Source organism: Undibacterium umbellatum (assembly GCF_014284125.1).
GTDB lineage: Bacteria > Pseudomonadota > Gammaproteobacteria > Burkholderiales > Burkholderiaceae_D > Undibacterium > Undibacterium umbellatum.
Window position 1 is genome coordinate 190,087 of record NZ_JACOFX010000003.1, and the last position, 14,882, is coordinate 204,968.

At 51.4% G+C, this 14,882-nt stretch carries 10 protein-coding genes; 6 read left to right on the forward strand and 4 right to left on the reverse strand.

Annotated elements, in window-relative coordinates:
- Nucleotides 1–312 precede the first annotated feature (312 nt).
- On the forward strand, nucleotides 313–5,493 hold the full coding sequence (locus H8L47_RS09085) for a two-component regulator propeller domain-containing protein (RefSeq protein WP_186953268.1): 5,181 nt from the start codon (nucleotides 313–315) through the stop codon (nucleotides 5,491–5,493).
- On the opposite strand, the gene waaA is transcribed toward H8L47_RS09085, so the two are convergent.
- Both waaA and H8L47_RS09095 read right to left on the reverse strand, forming a co-directional pair.
- The gene (gene waaA, locus H8L47_RS09090; RefSeq protein WP_186953269.1) at nucleotides 5,488–6,765 is read right to left on the reverse strand and encodes a lipid IV(A) 3-deoxy-D-manno-octulosonic acid transferase; all 1,278 of its coding nucleotides are present in this window, start codon (nucleotides 6,763–6,765) and stop codon (nucleotides 5,488–5,490) included. The two genes, H8L47_RS09085 and waaA, sit on opposite strands and share 6 nt — an antisense overlap.
- Nucleotides 6,766–6,768: 3 nt before the next feature.
- Nucleotides 6,769–7,671, reverse strand: coding sequence for a DMT family transporter (locus H8L47_RS09095; RefSeq protein WP_186953270.1), 903 nt, complete (start codon nucleotides 7,669–7,671; stop codon nucleotides 6,769–6,771).
- A 407-nt stretch (nucleotides 7,672–8,078) separates the two neighbouring features.
- Between H8L47_RS09095 and H8L47_RS09100 the strand changes: the two genes are divergently transcribed.
- From H8L47_RS09100 to H8L47_RS09120, 5 genes are all read left to right on the forward strand, one after another.
- Complete coding sequence (locus tag H8L47_RS09100) at nucleotides 8,079–9,077, forward strand: hypothetical protein (protein ID WP_186953271.1); 999 nt, start codon at nucleotides 8,079–8,081, stop codon at nucleotides 9,075–9,077.
- A gap of 179 nt (nucleotides 9,078–9,256) precedes the next feature.
- Nucleotides 9,257–10,102 (forward strand): 3-deoxy-8-phosphooctulonate synthase, encoded by an 846-nt coding sequence (gene kdsA, locus H8L47_RS09105; RefSeq protein WP_186953272.1) that lies wholly within the window; start codon nucleotides 9,257–9,259, stop codon nucleotides 10,100–10,102.
- A gap of 415 nt (nucleotides 10,103–10,517) precedes the next feature.
- Nucleotides 10,518–10,661 (forward strand): hypothetical protein, encoded by a 144-nt coding sequence (locus H8L47_RS09110; RefSeq protein WP_186953273.1) that lies wholly within the window; start codon nucleotides 10,518–10,520, stop codon nucleotides 10,659–10,661.
- Between the two features lie 34 nt (nucleotides 10,662–10,695).
- Nucleotides 10,696–11,001: a helix-turn-helix domain-containing protein gene (locus H8L47_RS09115; protein WP_186953274.1), complete on the forward strand. Its 306-nt coding sequence runs from the start codon at nucleotides 10,696–10,698 to the stop codon at nucleotides 10,999–11,001.
- Nucleotides 10,994–11,854: a reverse transcriptase family protein gene (locus tag H8L47_RS09120; RefSeq protein WP_222616467.1), complete on the forward strand. Its 861-nt coding sequence runs from the start codon at nucleotides 10,994–10,996 to the stop codon at nucleotides 11,852–11,854. The genes H8L47_RS09115 and H8L47_RS09120 overlap by 8 nt, the downstream gene beginning before the upstream one ends.
- Before the next feature lie 463 nt (nucleotides 11,855–12,317).
- Here H8L47_RS09120 and waaC read toward each other — a convergent pair whose 3' ends face one another.
- Together waaC and H8L47_RS09135 are read right to left on the reverse strand one after the other, a co-directional pair.
- Nucleotides 12,318–13,319: a lipopolysaccharide heptosyltransferase I gene (waaC, locus tag H8L47_RS09130; protein WP_186953276.1), complete on the reverse strand. Its 1,002-nt coding sequence runs from the start codon at nucleotides 13,317–13,319 to the stop codon at nucleotides 12,318–12,320.
- A 171-nt stretch (nucleotides 13,320–13,490) separates the two neighbouring features.
- Nucleotides 13,491–14,867, reverse strand: a complete 1,377-nt coding sequence (locus H8L47_RS09135; RefSeq protein ID WP_186953277.1) for a phosphomannomutase/phosphoglucomutase — start codon at nucleotides 14,865–14,867, stop codon at nucleotides 13,491–13,493.
- Nucleotides 14,868–14,882: the final 15 nt, after the last annotated feature.

Sequence of the window (14,882 nt, forward strand, 5' to 3'; positions counted from 1 at the left end):
CAGAGTTGCCAGGCAGATATGTGCTTTTACAAAGAAATAGGTACTTTACTATTTTTCTGGCAAATGCGGCATCGCTATCCCTTGCCATTTTTACTGCATTTTCGCGATTTCCCTACAAACTCAAAAAATCTGGGGGCCAGATCGATATATCTATGTTTTCTTGATGTCTGAATAACATATACTTGCTTAAAACTTCCATGATAAAAACACGCATATTTCTGAGGACAGATAATGAGGCAGGACAGTTTGGCTAAGCGATACCTATCTCCCCGGTTTCTGTTCGCTTTTTTCTGCCTGCTGAGTCTGCTTTCCTTGCTCTCCAGTTCAGCAGTCTTTGCTGCCGGTGTGCAAAGCCTGCGCTTTGAGCAAGTAGGTCGTGAGCAGGGCTTCCAGCATGAATCCGTGCAATCCATGCTGCAAGACCGCCAGGGTTATATGTGGTTCGGCACTCAGGGTGGTTTGCATCGCTATGATGGTGCCAAGGTCGCTTTTTTTCGGCATGATCCCAATCGCCCTGACAGCCTGGCAGATAACTGGGTCTGGGCCTTGCATCAGGATGACAAGGGCAGGATTTGGGTAGGCACGCGCAATGGTGGCCTGCATCGCTATGACATGGCGACCGAAACCATGGTCAGGTATAAGCCTAATCTGTCAGATATCCGCAGTTCTGGTGGCAATCAGATACAAGCCATCATCAGCGACAGTGCTGGCGGACTATGGCTTGCGACTGGCGATGGCCTGGCACATTTTGATCCCGACAGCGGGCGTTTTCAGATCTTGCGCCATGACGACAAAGACGCCAGTAGTATTGCCAGTGACCAGGTGAATGCACTCAGCCTCGATAAAGATGGCAATTTATGGGTAGGTACAAACGCTGGTCTGAGCGTCATGTACCGTGGCAAGACTGCCTTTGAAAATTTTCGTCTCGACAGCGATGTCAGGCCTGACCCGCGCCACAATAATGTGCAAAGCCTGCTCAACGACAGGCACGGCAATTTGTGGATAGCCACGGCTGCAGGTCTGGAAGTGTGGAGCGGCGAGCGCACACAAAAAAACCGTATGGGCTTGGCGGATGGACTGGACCCAGGTCCAGTCACATCCTTGCTGGAAGACCGCGATGGTGTACTCTGGATAGGGACGGATGATGGTCTCAAGCGCAGGAACCCGGAAGACAAAAAATTCTCATCTTACCGTCATCATGCCAGCGACAGGCATAGCCTGGCTGATAACCGCGTTACCCGCTTGTTGCAAGACCGCTCTGGCACTTTATGGGTAGGCACTTGGCTGGGTGGGGCAAGTCGCACCAACCTGGCCAGCGGTGGCTTTGAGCGCTTGCTGCATTTGCCGGGCGAAGCCAAGACCCTGAGCAGCAACACAGTATCTGCCATTACCAGCACGGAAGAAGTGATCTGGATAGGTACCGGCAATGGCCTCAACAGGCTGGACAAAACAACCGGTCAGATACGGGCCTTTCATCACCAGTTGAACCAGGCAGGCAGTCTCAGTAACAGCAAGATCAGGGCCGTGAAGCTGGCACCGGATGGCAAGCTTTGGGTGGGCACACAAAATGGCCTGAACCTGTTTGATCCAGCGACAGAACGTGCCACGCATTTCCAGCATGATTCCAAAAAACCTGACAGCCTCAGCTCAAGCATTGTGCATACACTGGCTTATGACAAGGGGGGGAATCTGTGGGTGGCCAGTGATGATGGGCTCAATCTCATGCAGGATGGCAAATTCCGTCGCTATATGACCAACCCCAGGGACAGCGACAGCCTCAGTCATGGCCGCGTGGTGTCCTTATTGTTTGATCGCCGTGATCGTTTGTGGGTAGGCACCTTTGGTGGTCTCGATAAACTGGACCGCAACACTGGTCGCTTTGAACATTACCGCCACGAGCCGGATAATCCCAACAGCCTCAGCCATAGCCGCGTCTATGCAGTGTTTGAAGACAAAGCCGGCGTAATCTGGGTAGGAACAGCCAGCGGTTTGAACCAGATGGTACAAGGGGCAGATGGCAAGATCAGCTTCATCCGTTTTGGTGGGGCATTGGGCAACGATGCGACGGCGGGTTTCGCTGAAGATGATGCCGGCAATCTGTGGATCAGCACCGATGGCGGCTTGTACAAGCTGGGGCCTGATCGCAAGACATTGAAAAAATACACTGCAGATGATGGCCTTATCAACGGTACCTTCACTGTGGGTGCCAGCTACCGGGATATTGATGGAGCGCTGTACTTTGGTGGCTTCCAGGGGATGACCTGGTTTTATCCCGCTGCCATACGCGACAACTCCAGTAAGTTGGTGACGACGATTACTGACTTCCTAATTTTCAATCAGTCGGTGCGCGGAGGTAAATTGCCGCTAGGGGTGCAGGTCGATGGCAATATTTCTGATGCCAGGTCGATTACCCTGTCTTATAAACATAGTGTGGTTTCGATAGAGTTTGCAGCACTGAATTATTCAGATCCCCTGCATTATCGCTATGCATACAAGCTGGATGGCTTTGACGAAGATTGGGTGCAAATAGATGGAGCCCATCGCGCTGCCAATTACACCAATCTGGTGCCGGGTGAATATATCTTCAGGACACGAGCTGCCACCAAGGATGGTGAGTGGAATGATGAAGGTGCCAGCCTGCTTATCACCATCACGCCACCGTTCTGGATGGAATGGTGGTTCCGGAGCATCGTCAGCCTGCTCTTGCTGGCGGTTGTGTACGTGATTTATCGTTGGCGGGTCAGGCGTTTTTCCAACCAGCAAAGCTTGCTGGAAGAGTTGGTCAAACAAAGAACCGCAGATGCTGACCGCGAACGCAAACGCCTGACCGACCTGACCGATGTCTTACCCTTATCGGTATACCAGTTCCGTGAAAGGGCGGATGGTCAGAGAGAATATGCCTATGTCAGTGAGAACGTCAAAAACGTCATGGGCGTCCCGGCTGCCGATATCCTGGCCGACAAGACTGCACGCTGGCGTACCACGCTGCCTGAAGACAGGGAAGCGGCAGAAGCCAGCCTGAAGCGGGCGGTGGATGGCCGCAGCTCCAGCAATTTCCACCAGCGTGTCCTGGTGGATGGCAAGGTTCGCTGGCTGCGTTCGCAAACCGTGGCTCCCAAGCGTGTCAATGGGGACTGGATATGGAATGGTTTCTGGATCGATGAAACTGAAACCTATCTGCAAAAAGATGAGTTGCGTGAAGCCAAGGAACAGGCTGAGCAGGCCACGGTCGCCAAGTCTTATTTCCTGGCGAATATGAGTCATGAGATACGCACGCCCATGAATGCCATCATCGGTCTGTCTCATCTGGCCAAGAAAACCCGCCTGACGTTGAAGCAGCGTGACTACATCGATAAAATCCATAGCGCCGGTACATCTCTGCTTGGCGTAGTGAATGACATACTGGATTTTTCCAAGATAGAAGCGGGCAAGCTGGATATAGAATCTGCCGAATTCGTGCTGGCTGATGTCATCGACGATGTTGCCACCATCGTCAGCCACAAGGTGGCAGAAAAAGACATAGAACTGGTATTTGATATCGACACCCATGTGCCTTCCAGCATGCGCGGTGACCCCTTGCGCCTGGGCCAGATCATTACCAATCTGGTTAACAATGCCATCAAGTTTACCGACCAGGGTTCGGTCATTATCCTGGTCAAGCAGGTGCAGGCAGAGATCGACAAGGTGCAATTGCAATTCAGTGTGCAGGATACCGGTGTTGGCATGACAGAGCAGCAGCAGGAAAACCTGTTCCAGGCTTTCACCCAGGCAGATAGTTCAACCACGCGCAAGTATGGCGGCACTGGCCTGGGGCTGACCATATCACGGCATCTGGTGGAACTCATGGGTGGTGTTATCTGGGTGGAAAGCAAGGTCGGGGTGGGCAGCACTTTCCACTTCAATTGCTGGTTTGCCTTTGCCAATGCTGCCACGCAAACCCTGTTGCCGCCACATGTGCACGATCTTAAACTGCTGGTGGTGGACGACCATGATGTGGCGCGCCAGCATTTGCAAAAACTGGGACAGCAACTGGGTCTGACAGTGAATGCCGCCAACAGTGGCAAGCTGGCCTTGCATATGCTCAGCGAGGCCAGCGTACTTGGTCAGCCCTATGACATGCTCTTGCTGGATGCCCACATGCCCGACATGGACGGTGCCGCTACCATGAATGGCATCGCGGCCAGCATGGGCAAGGAAGCCCCGCAAGTAGTCATGCTGACCACCATGAATTTTGATGACACCACTTTGCAGGCGAGGGCTTATGCGCCAGTCGCCTATCTGTCCAAACCCATAGGCATGGCCGGTTTGCTGGAGGTTTTGTTGCGCATCAGTGCCACATCGCGTGAAGCACCGGTCAGCGCTGCAACAGAGACGCAGAACGACAGCCGCTTTGAAGGCTTGCGCATCTTGCTGGTGGAAGACAATCACATCAACCAGCAAATCGCGGCGGAACTGATGACTGAGGCTGGCATCGTCGTAGACGTGGCTGACAATGGCCGCATCGCCATCGACAAACTCAATCTTGGCAATCCTTATGACATCGTCCTCATGGATTTGCAAATGCCGGAGATGGATGGCTATGCAGCGACTACCGTCATCCGTTCTTACCCCGAATGGCTGGACTTGCCGATTATCGCCATGACTGCCCATGCCATGAATGAAGAACGGCAACGCTGCCTTGATACCGGCATGAATGACCATATCGCCAAACCGATAGACCCGGATGATTTCTTTGCTACCCTGAGCCGCTGGTGTGGGCGTCGCATGCCGGGCTATCAGGTCGATATACCTGTCAGCGCCAGCAGCAAACCGACTACCTCAGAGGCAGCATTAGCAAGCACAGCCAAACCAGTAAAAGTGGAAGTGCCGGATCATGATCTGGCTATACCCGGAGTTGATGTCGCACCAGCCTTACGCCGCTGTGGACAAAACCTCGACCTGTACTTGCGGCTGTTGCAAATCTTCGTCGACAGCGCCGCAGCCACGCCAGACAAAATCAGGCTGGCGCTGGAGAAGGGGGATCGTGTCACTGCCGAGCGCGAGGCCCATACCATGCGCGGCGCTGCTGGCAATATTGGTGCGACCGAGTTGGCAGAAGTATCAACCGAGTTGGAGCTGGCGATAGAAAAGTCGCAGGAAAATGAGGCACTGATACAAAAATTCACAGCCGTCAGTGCCGGGTTGATCCATGCATTGAAGCAGGCATTGCAAGAACGAGCTGCAAAAGAAGCAGCCAGGCAAGAACAAGAAAGTGAGTTGGCAACCAAAGATGCTGATGTGACAGAATGCGCCCGTCTATTTGCCACGCTGCGCCAGTATCTGGAAGAGTCAGACAGTGAAGCGCTGGACTATTTCAATACCCATCAGCGCAGCCTGCGCCAGGCGTTGGGGACGCAGGCTGAAGAATTTGTACAGTCACTGCAAGTGTTTGATTTTGAAATCGCCTTGCAGATACTTGACAGTATTGCTCCTGCAGATAGTCCGGCCTTATAGATATTTCTCCAGCATCTGCATGGTACGCGCAGTCGCCCCCTGATGCTGGAGGAAGAAGTTATAAGCCGCTTCACCCATGCGCTGGCATTGTTTTTTGTCTGCCAGCAAAGAATGCGCTTGCTGGAAAAGACTGAGCGCGCCATCAACACGGAAGGCCGCGCCGCTGGCAATAGCCTGCTCCGTGATTTCAGAAAAATTGAAGGTATGCGTGCCCGTCAGCACAGGCTTGCCCATGGCGCAGGCCTCGATGAGGTTGTGCCCTCCCAGTGGCACCAGGCTACCGCCGACAAAGGCAATGTCGCAAGCGGCATAGTACATATACATTTCACCCATGCTGTCACCCAGCACGACCCGTATATCTTCGCCTATAGGAGCGATTTCCTCATGGTTCAGGCTGGAGCGGCGCAGGTATTTGATACTATGTGATTCCAGCAGGCTGGCTACATGATCAAAGCGTTGCGGGTGGCGCGGGGTGATGATCAGCAGCGGGTTGGTTTGCAGTAAAGGCACTTGCTCTACAAAGGCTTGCAAGATCAATTCCTCTTCGCCATCACGAGTACTGGCGCACAATATCACCTGGCGCTCGCCAAAACTGCGGCGCAGGGCGGCACCGCGCTCCCCCATCAAAGGCGGAGGCGTCACATCAAACTTCATATTGCCAGTCACACCGGGCTGTTCTATGCCCAGCTCATGCAGGCGTAGCGCATCAGGATTTGATTGCGCTGCCACGCAACTGATGGCACGCGCCGCAGGTAAAATCAATGAAGCCAGTCGCTGTGCCTTGCGCAAAGACTTTTCTGAAAGGCGGGCATTCACCAGCGTCACCGGTATGGACTTCGCCTCACACTGGGCGATCAGGTTGGGCCAGACTTCTGTTTCTATCAAGATGCATAATTGCGGCGAAAAATGACGCAAGAAGCGCAGGATCATCCAGTTGATGTCATATGGTAAAAACGCCTGTTGCAGGCGCGGGCCTACATCGGCAAATAGCTTGTCGCCAGTTTCGCGACCTGTGGCGGTCATGTGAGTCAGCAAGATACGGCGCTCAGGGCAACGTGCCAGCAGGGCGCGTATCAGCGGTTCTGCCGCACGGGTTTCACCGGCTGAGACGGCATGCACCCAGATCGTAGGCATGCTGGCAGAGGCAGGGTAAAAGCCCAGGCGCTCGCCTATATGCTGGCGATAGCCAGGCTCAAGACGGCCACGCCACCAGAGGCGGAACAGGGCAAACGGCAGGGAAAAGCCCCATACTAGGGAGTAAAGAAGACGCATGCTTTATGTCCGACGGAAGTTCACCAATACAATACCAGCACACACCAGTACTGCGCCCAGCGCAAAACGCGGGCTAATGGGATCGTGCATAAGAATGACACCAGCGGCCACGCCGAACAAGGGTGTCAGGAAAGAAAATACAGAAAGACGTGATGCCAGATAACGCCGCATCAGCCAGAACCAGGTCAGGTAACTAGCAAAAGCAATCACCACCGTCTGGAAGGCTAGGCTGATGATGCTGGTCATATCCCATTGCGCAGGCAGACTCTCGCCACGCAGCAATACAAAAGCCAGCAAGATCACCGCACCCACCGCCAACTGGTAAAACAGGGTAGTGGTCGGCTCAGCTTCAGACAAGCTGGATTTGCGTATGGTAATTGTGGTCGCTGCCCACAGCACTGCTGCCGCAACGCCAAAGCTGTCACCGATGAGCATGTCAGCCACATCACGCTGGCTGCTGCTGAAGGCCCCAGAGAAAGCAATTGCAACCCCGGCAAAGGCAGACAAGATACCTATCCATTGAGTTGATTGCAAACGTTCCGCCGGGATCAGCCAGTGCAGGCCTAGCACTGTAAAAATAGGGGCTGTATATAAAAACACCGACATATGCGAAGCCGTGGTGTACTTCAAGCCCAGCGATATGCATAAAAATTCTATGGCAAACAAGACACCCGCAGCGATACCAGGCCAGACATGCTTGTCACGCAAAGAAAATGGAATCTTTTTGATAATTATCAATAGCAGCACCATCGCCGCCGCCAGGCCAGAACGCAGTCCCAATTGCATGCTGGCACTTATTACCGGGGCCGCCAGCTTGACAGCCACCTGCTGCAGACCCCAGCACATGCAGAGCAAAAGCATAAGCGAAATGGCAAAACCATCCAGATTTTTACGATGAGCAGACATCAAGCTTGGGGAGTGTTGGCGAAGAGGGGGGAATATACCTGAAAACGGTACACAAGGGTGCATGTCTTGCCTGGACTAAATGCAGCGATGAGCATGTATTTTTGCAATTTAACAAGAAACCAACGCCAATAAACCAGATGATTAATTTTCTGATAAGTAGCATTTATGCCCCCGCAGACTGCACTTTTGATAAGGCAAAAACGCGAAACAGTCGCTCATGCACTGGCAAGAGGCAACTGGGCTTGCCCTCCTGTGGCGATTGCCTCTACACATGCAGCTTGAAAAAAGAGAAAGCTGAACAAGCTACTTTGCGTTTCTACAAAGCCACTCCCATAAAATGATATCCTATGCCTCTTAAACAACATGTAAGGACATGTTGAACCACCCACCATCCTGGAAATGAACAGATGAGCACAGAACTCTTTTGGCAGGCACTGGCAAATGCTCAGCCACAATTGCAGAAAATGGAAATCCGCGATGTGATGGAAACCATCAATACACTGCTTGAACCCCGCTTTCCCAAGCTGGCTGCTGAGTTGCAAGGCAGGGATGAAGACGGCGTATATGATCTGATTATCACCGCTCACGGCGCAACAGAGCATTTTCAGGATGTCATGACGCTCACGCGATCAGCACCCAAACTGGCCATGTTCCCCAATGTGATTGCCTTCAGGGCTCGTGCCGAAATGGGTGAGTTTGGCATTAATATGGATAATTTCAGCCTCAACCCGGCAGATATACTGGTCAGCCATTATGCAGATGCAGGCAGGGTGGGTTTGCAATTGTGGTTTGCCAAGCCCATACCGCAAGACATGATCGATCATGCCAGGCATATGTCCTTCATCCTGCTTGACCATGCCTTGGGTGAATATGATTTTGCCATCAAGATAGGCCCGGTTGAATTCATGGAAGACGAACCAGCCCAAAAAACCGTCAGCCTGGCTACTTTCCCGGCTGTGCTGGATGCTTTCTGGCGCGATGAGCTCAAACATACTGCCCTGTTCCCCACCGGTGAAAATGAATGGACAGGCTTTGAGCTGGTCAGCAATACCGACCCCGACGACAAACTGCTGGTACAACGCAATGAATCTGCCATGTCTTTGGTGGGCAGGGCCGACATGCTGTGGCGCGTGCAGGTCGATGTGGTACTGGATCACAAAGATGATCTGGAAACCGCACGCGAGTTTGAAGACCAGCTGGAAACCCTGTTGACCCAAACCCAGGAAGGCATCACCAGCCAGATCACCTTGCATGGCAATGTACGCAGCATGAACTGGCATGTCAGTGATGCACAAACTGCCATGGCCAAGGCACATAAACTGGCACAAAACTTTGCCCCGCTGGAGTTTGAAATCAGCAGCGAATTTGACCCGCAGTGGCAAGACTATCTGCGCTGGGTTTCTTAGAGACCGTTGCAAAATTAATCTGGCGTTGTTGAACCCGGTACTAAAGTACTGTCCGCGTCGGCGGCGCCTAGCCGGGGGCGCCTAGCCATCTTAACTTTGCAACAGCCTCTAAGGTATTGTTGAAAATAAATTGCTTGTATATAGTTTTAACAGCCTATTTTTTCTGAACTGGAATCATCTTGACTACCGTAGCCATCACCCCAAAAATTCAAGCCAGCAACCAAAGCCCCTTTGTCCTGTTTGGCGGCATGAATGTGCTGGAATCCAAGGACATGGCCTTGCGCGTTGCCGAAGAATACGTGCGTGTCACCAGCAAGCTGGGCCTCCCCTACGTCTTCAAGGCCAGCTTTGACAAGGCCAACCGCTCTTCCATCCATTCTTACCGTGGCCCCGGCCTGGAAGAGGGCTTGAAGATATTCGAAGCCATCAAGGCAGAATTTGGCGTGCCCCTGATCACCGACGTGCATGAACCGTGGCAAGCCGCGCAAGTGGCAGAAGTGGTCGATGTCCTGCAACTGCCAGCCTTTTTGGCACGCCAGACCGACCTCGTCGTGGCCCTCGCCAAAACCGGTCGCGTGATCAACATCAAGAAGCCGCAATTTCTCAGTCCTTCCCAAGTACAAAACATCGTCGAAAAATTCAGGGAAGCAGGCAACGACCAACTGATACTCTGCGACCGCGGCACCTGCTTTGGCTACGACAACCTGGTAGTCGACATGCTCGGTTTTGCCGTCATGAAAAAAGTCACCAACAACCTGCCCGTTATCTTCGACGTCACCCACGCCCTGCAACAACGCGAAGCTGGCGCAGCAGCCTCCGGTGGCCGCCGTGAGCAAATCGTCGAACTGGCCCGCGCAGGCATGGCGACTGGTCTGGCGGGCTTGTTCCTGGAAGCGCACCCTGATCCGGCGCAAGCCAAATGCGATGGGCCAAGTGCTTTGCCGCTGGATAAGCTGGAGCCTTTCCTGGCGCAGTTGAAATCGCTGGATGATTTGGTGAAGTCGTTTGGGACGTTGGAAATATAAGGTGATTCCCCTTATGTATAGTCTGTAAGCTGCGATGATGCAACTCTAGTCAGCATTAGTTGTGCTTACGATTATTTCTTCATTGAAATAATTTTCTCTGATTTCAATAAATATTTCGCTATTGGCGAAATATTTATTGAGGAATCGTATTTCTTCCACTATTATTCTCCTTGAGGTTAACAGAGTACAACCGTCGTACTGTGTGGGTTGCTTAGGCAACCTGTGGAGCCGAGAGGCTCTATCTTGTGTCATGCCCATGTCGCCTTAGTGCTGATCTGGTCATGTGACTGCATGTTCGGGACGACCCCGAACATGCGTTACGGATAAGAGGGGGAAAACCTGCCGTTTAGCTTTGCTTGGTTATGGACGACGGCCATCAACAATGGTGTTGATGGTGTAACCAAGGAGAATCACTATGAGTGACCTCAAAACCTCCAAGCGGCGGGGGCTAGTTCATAGAGTTAAGCAATTACTCAAACGTCCGGCGATCTTCAAAGCAGCAGCATTCGTTTTGAATTTGCTTAGCCTGATTTTTCGAGTAATTGATCACTTCAAATGAGCTAGCACCTCTCTTATTTTTAAGGAATTGAATTATGTTGAACAGAGCATTAAAACTGTTGAGAACTTATCATCAATTCAAGCAGATAGATTTAGCAAAACGACTTGGAATTTCAAATTCTTATTTAAGCGAAATTGAATCAGGTGTAAAAATTCCAGGTGTAGACTTGTTGGAAAAATATGCGGAAATTTTTAAAATGCCAGTATCTTCAATTTTGCTATTCTCTGAAAAAATGAGTGATCAGAATAAAACTGGTGAAAAACTTAGAGTTATTGCAGCAGATAAAATTCTACGCATATTGGAATGGATTGACGAAAGCGAGTCAGTGACTCATGGTTAAAGGCAAGTATCCTTTGCATCAGTCCCCATTTTATAAAATTAAAGGGCTTGGGCGTCTCGAGGAAATTCTTCAAATTGAATTGTCGATGCTTGATCGGCTTTTGGCGCCGGAAAATTATAGGGTCTGGACTAATGAGAAAAATCGTGAAATACAACAGCCAATAAAATGGTTGGCTCAAGTTCATAAGCGTATCGGGAATTTGTTTTCTAAAATAGAACTGCCAGATTATGTGTATTCACAAAAAGGGCGTTCGTATGTTGATAATGCAAGACAACACATAGGCGAATTTCCGCTAATAAAAACAGACATATCAAAGTTTTATCCAAGCACAACACGGCAAATGGTTTGGAGCATGTTTGTTCATCAATTCAAATGCGCTAATGATGTTGCAGATATTCTTGCTGATATTTGCTGTTTTAAACAAGCGCACTTACCAACTGGTAGTTCTCTAAGTGGTCGATTGGCTTTTTTTTCGGCTCAACCTATGTTTGAGAAAATAAATAAAAATGCAATTGACTCTGAAAATAAGATGACGCTTTACGTAGATGACATAACGTTGTCTGGACCAAATGCAACTAAGAAAAAAATCTCTGAAATTCGCCAGATAGTTCGAGAACATGGTCTCAAGACCAAATCATCAAAAACAAAAACTTATCCAGCTGAAGCCGTGAAAAGTGTAACTGGTACGGTAATAGTTGGAAACGAAGTAAAGTTGCCGAATTCAAGGCATAAAAAAATTGCTGAAACTCGACAAGCTATTCAACATGCCTCTGGGCCTGAAAAAATTAAACTGATGCGTTCATTAAAGGGGCGCATACAAGAGGCAATGCAGATGGATGTCGTTAGAATTTAATTACTTAAAAATTTCTTCCGTTGTCCCAATTTGCCCCCGCTAATTTGAGTAGCGGTTGCGATGACGTTGTTTTTGACTTTGCTTTTCCGATGTGTCGATGCCTTTGCTGCGAGGCGGAAAATGGAAAAAGAAATGACCGTTGTTTGAGCGTAGCGAGTTTCGGGCATTTCCCATTTTTTGACTTGCAGCAAAGGGAACCCCCTTTAGGGGGCAGCGACGCCTCGGTCGCCTTTTTTCGCTTACCTTTTTTGGCGAAGCAAAAAAGGTGAGTAGCTGCCGGGCTACCCCCGGCTGGCAATCGTGAATGACGTGTGCAGGTATTTGTAAAAACTAGTTTTTAAAGTGCACGATTCTGAAATTAATACACCATTTGATGTGCTAAGAACGCCACTGGAGCGCCAGCCCGGTGGATTCCAGCCAAAAGCACGCTGGAATGACGTTACTAAGGACACGGCTTTATTAATTATTGCTTTGTTCCCGTTGCTCTCATTAGTACGCTAATCGCGCCTCGAACCTCGTCAACAGTTGCAGGCTCCCCATTATCCCCAAGATTAATAATCCTGTCCGACCAGTTACCCTCAGTCTTCCAGCGCGGAGAAGCGCAATAGATTTCTATGGTCGGTGTTTCGTAAGCCGCAGCGATATGCGTCAAGCCGGTATCCACACCAATGGCAAGGCGTGCCTTTTGCGCCAGCAGGGTTGCGGCCTGCATGGATAGCGCAGGCAAGACGCTGGCGTTAGGCATGACGGCTGCCATCGCTTCTGCCTCAGCTTTTTCAGCAGCACTGCCCCATGGGAGCAGTATCGGTAATTCGTAGTTTCTTAATTCGGCGGCAATCGCTTGCCAGTGTTCCCGCGGCCATTTCTTGGCTGCACCTGCGGTGCCATGAAAGAACACCGCATACGGTGTAGCTGGCAGCCATGCGCGTTGATCGGCGGGTATATCCGGTGCCTGCAAGCCAAAGCTGGCAGGTGTGTTGACGGTGTAGCCTCCAGCGGCGGCAGCGACCAGGCGGCCGCGCAAAACGGCGTGGGTGCGCTTGTCTACCGGTACGCTGATGTCGTGGAAAATTCTGGAAATACCTTCATAACCTGAACCCTCAGTGCCATTTGCTAGGCCGACTTTCTTGCCCCCTTTGACGGTTTTTGCCAGGCCCATGATAATGCCGGTTTTCAACAAGCCCTGGGTATCAAGTACCAGGTCATATTGCTCTTGCCTTAACTGGCGAAAGAAATTCTTGATTTCTTGCCGCGTTGCCGCCTGCCCCAGGCTTTTGCGCCAGCGGCGCAGGGCAAAGGGGAAGACCTGGTCCACACCTGGGTTCAGACGCACCAGTTGCACATAGGCTTCTTCCACCACCCAGTCTATGCGCGCCTGCGGAAACTGGCGACGCAAGTCATCCACGATGGGCATATTATGCAAAACATCGCCCAGCGACGAAACACGAACAAGAAGAATTTTCACTTGGATAGTAGATACGGGTGAAGACCTGACTGCTCACCACAGAGACACGGAGTCACAGAGGGGCACAGAGAAAAACTAAAGGCGAGAAGAGTTTTGCTAAGTGCTCTCACTTCAAAAGATTTTCTCTTGTTTTTCTCTGTGTCTCTGTGGTGATCTTTTCGGTCTTGGAAATTAATATGGCAAGACAGCATCTGGCTTAACAGCCAGAACAGCCTGCTTCATCGCACCTTGTATGCGTGCCAGTGCTTCGGGATTTTCGGCTTCGAAGCGCATGACGATGACAGGGGTAGTATTAGATGAGCGGGCCAGGCCGAAACCATCTGGATATTCCACGCGCAGGCCGTCGATGGTGATGATTTCGTCTGAACCAGGGAAGCTGGCATTCGCCTGCATCGCAGCGATGATCTTGAAGTTTTCACCTTCGGCCAGTTGCAATTGCAGTTCTGGTGTCGAGGTGGATTGCGGCAAGTTGTTCAGTGTGGCTGTCATGTCAGCCACGCGGCTGACGAGTTCCAGCAAGCGGGCACCGGCGTACAGGCCATCATCAAAACCATACCAGCGGTCTTTGAAGAAGATGTGACCACTCATTTCACCACCAAGCGGTGAGCCGGTTTCGCGCAGTTTGGCCTTGACCAGAGAATGGCCGGTTTTCCACATCAGCGGTACACCACCGCGTGCCTTTACCCACGGTGCGATATGGCGTGTGCATTTGACGTCGTACAAAATCTGCGCGCCTGGGTTGCGTGTCAATACGTCTTCGGCAAACAGCATGAGTTGGCGGTCTGGGTAGATGATCTGGCCATCCTTGGTGACAACGCCAAGGCGGTCGCCATCGCCGTCGAAAGCCAGGCCTATCTCTGCATCAGTAGTTTGCAGACAGCGTATCAGGTCTTGCAGGTTTTCAGGGTGCGCTGGGTCAGGGTGGTGGTTAGGGAAAGTGCCATCGACTTCGCAAAACAGTTCGATGACTTCGCAACCCATGCCGCGATACAACTCACCTGCAAATGCACCAGCCACACCATTACCGCAATCGACGGCTATTTTCAATGGCCGGGCAAGTTTGACGTCGCCGATGATGCGTTCAAGATAAGTCGCCTTGATGTCATGTGTACGGTAGTTGCCGCTGCCTTGCTTGAAATCTTTGTTCAATATAGTTTGGTACAGCGCCTGTATCGCGTCGCCATAAATTGCCTCACCCGCCAGTACCATTTTGAAACCATTGTAGTCAGGTGGGTTGTGGCTGCCAGTGACCATGATGCCAGAAGTTGCACCCAGCACGTTGGTGCCAAAGTACACCATGGGTGTGACCACCACGCCCAGGTCGATGACATCGACGCCAGTCGATTGCAAACCCTTGGCCAGCGCGGTGATCAGGTCAGGGCCGGACAAACGGCCATCGCGGCCTATGACCACGGTTTTTTCACCTTTGGCGATGGCAGCGCTGCCAAAGGCCTGGCCTATCAGGTGGGCAACTTCTGCATCCAGGGTTTTGTCGATAATGCCACGGATGTCGTAGGCTTTGAATATGCTGGGGGAGAGTAGGGACATGATTATTTTTCTTTA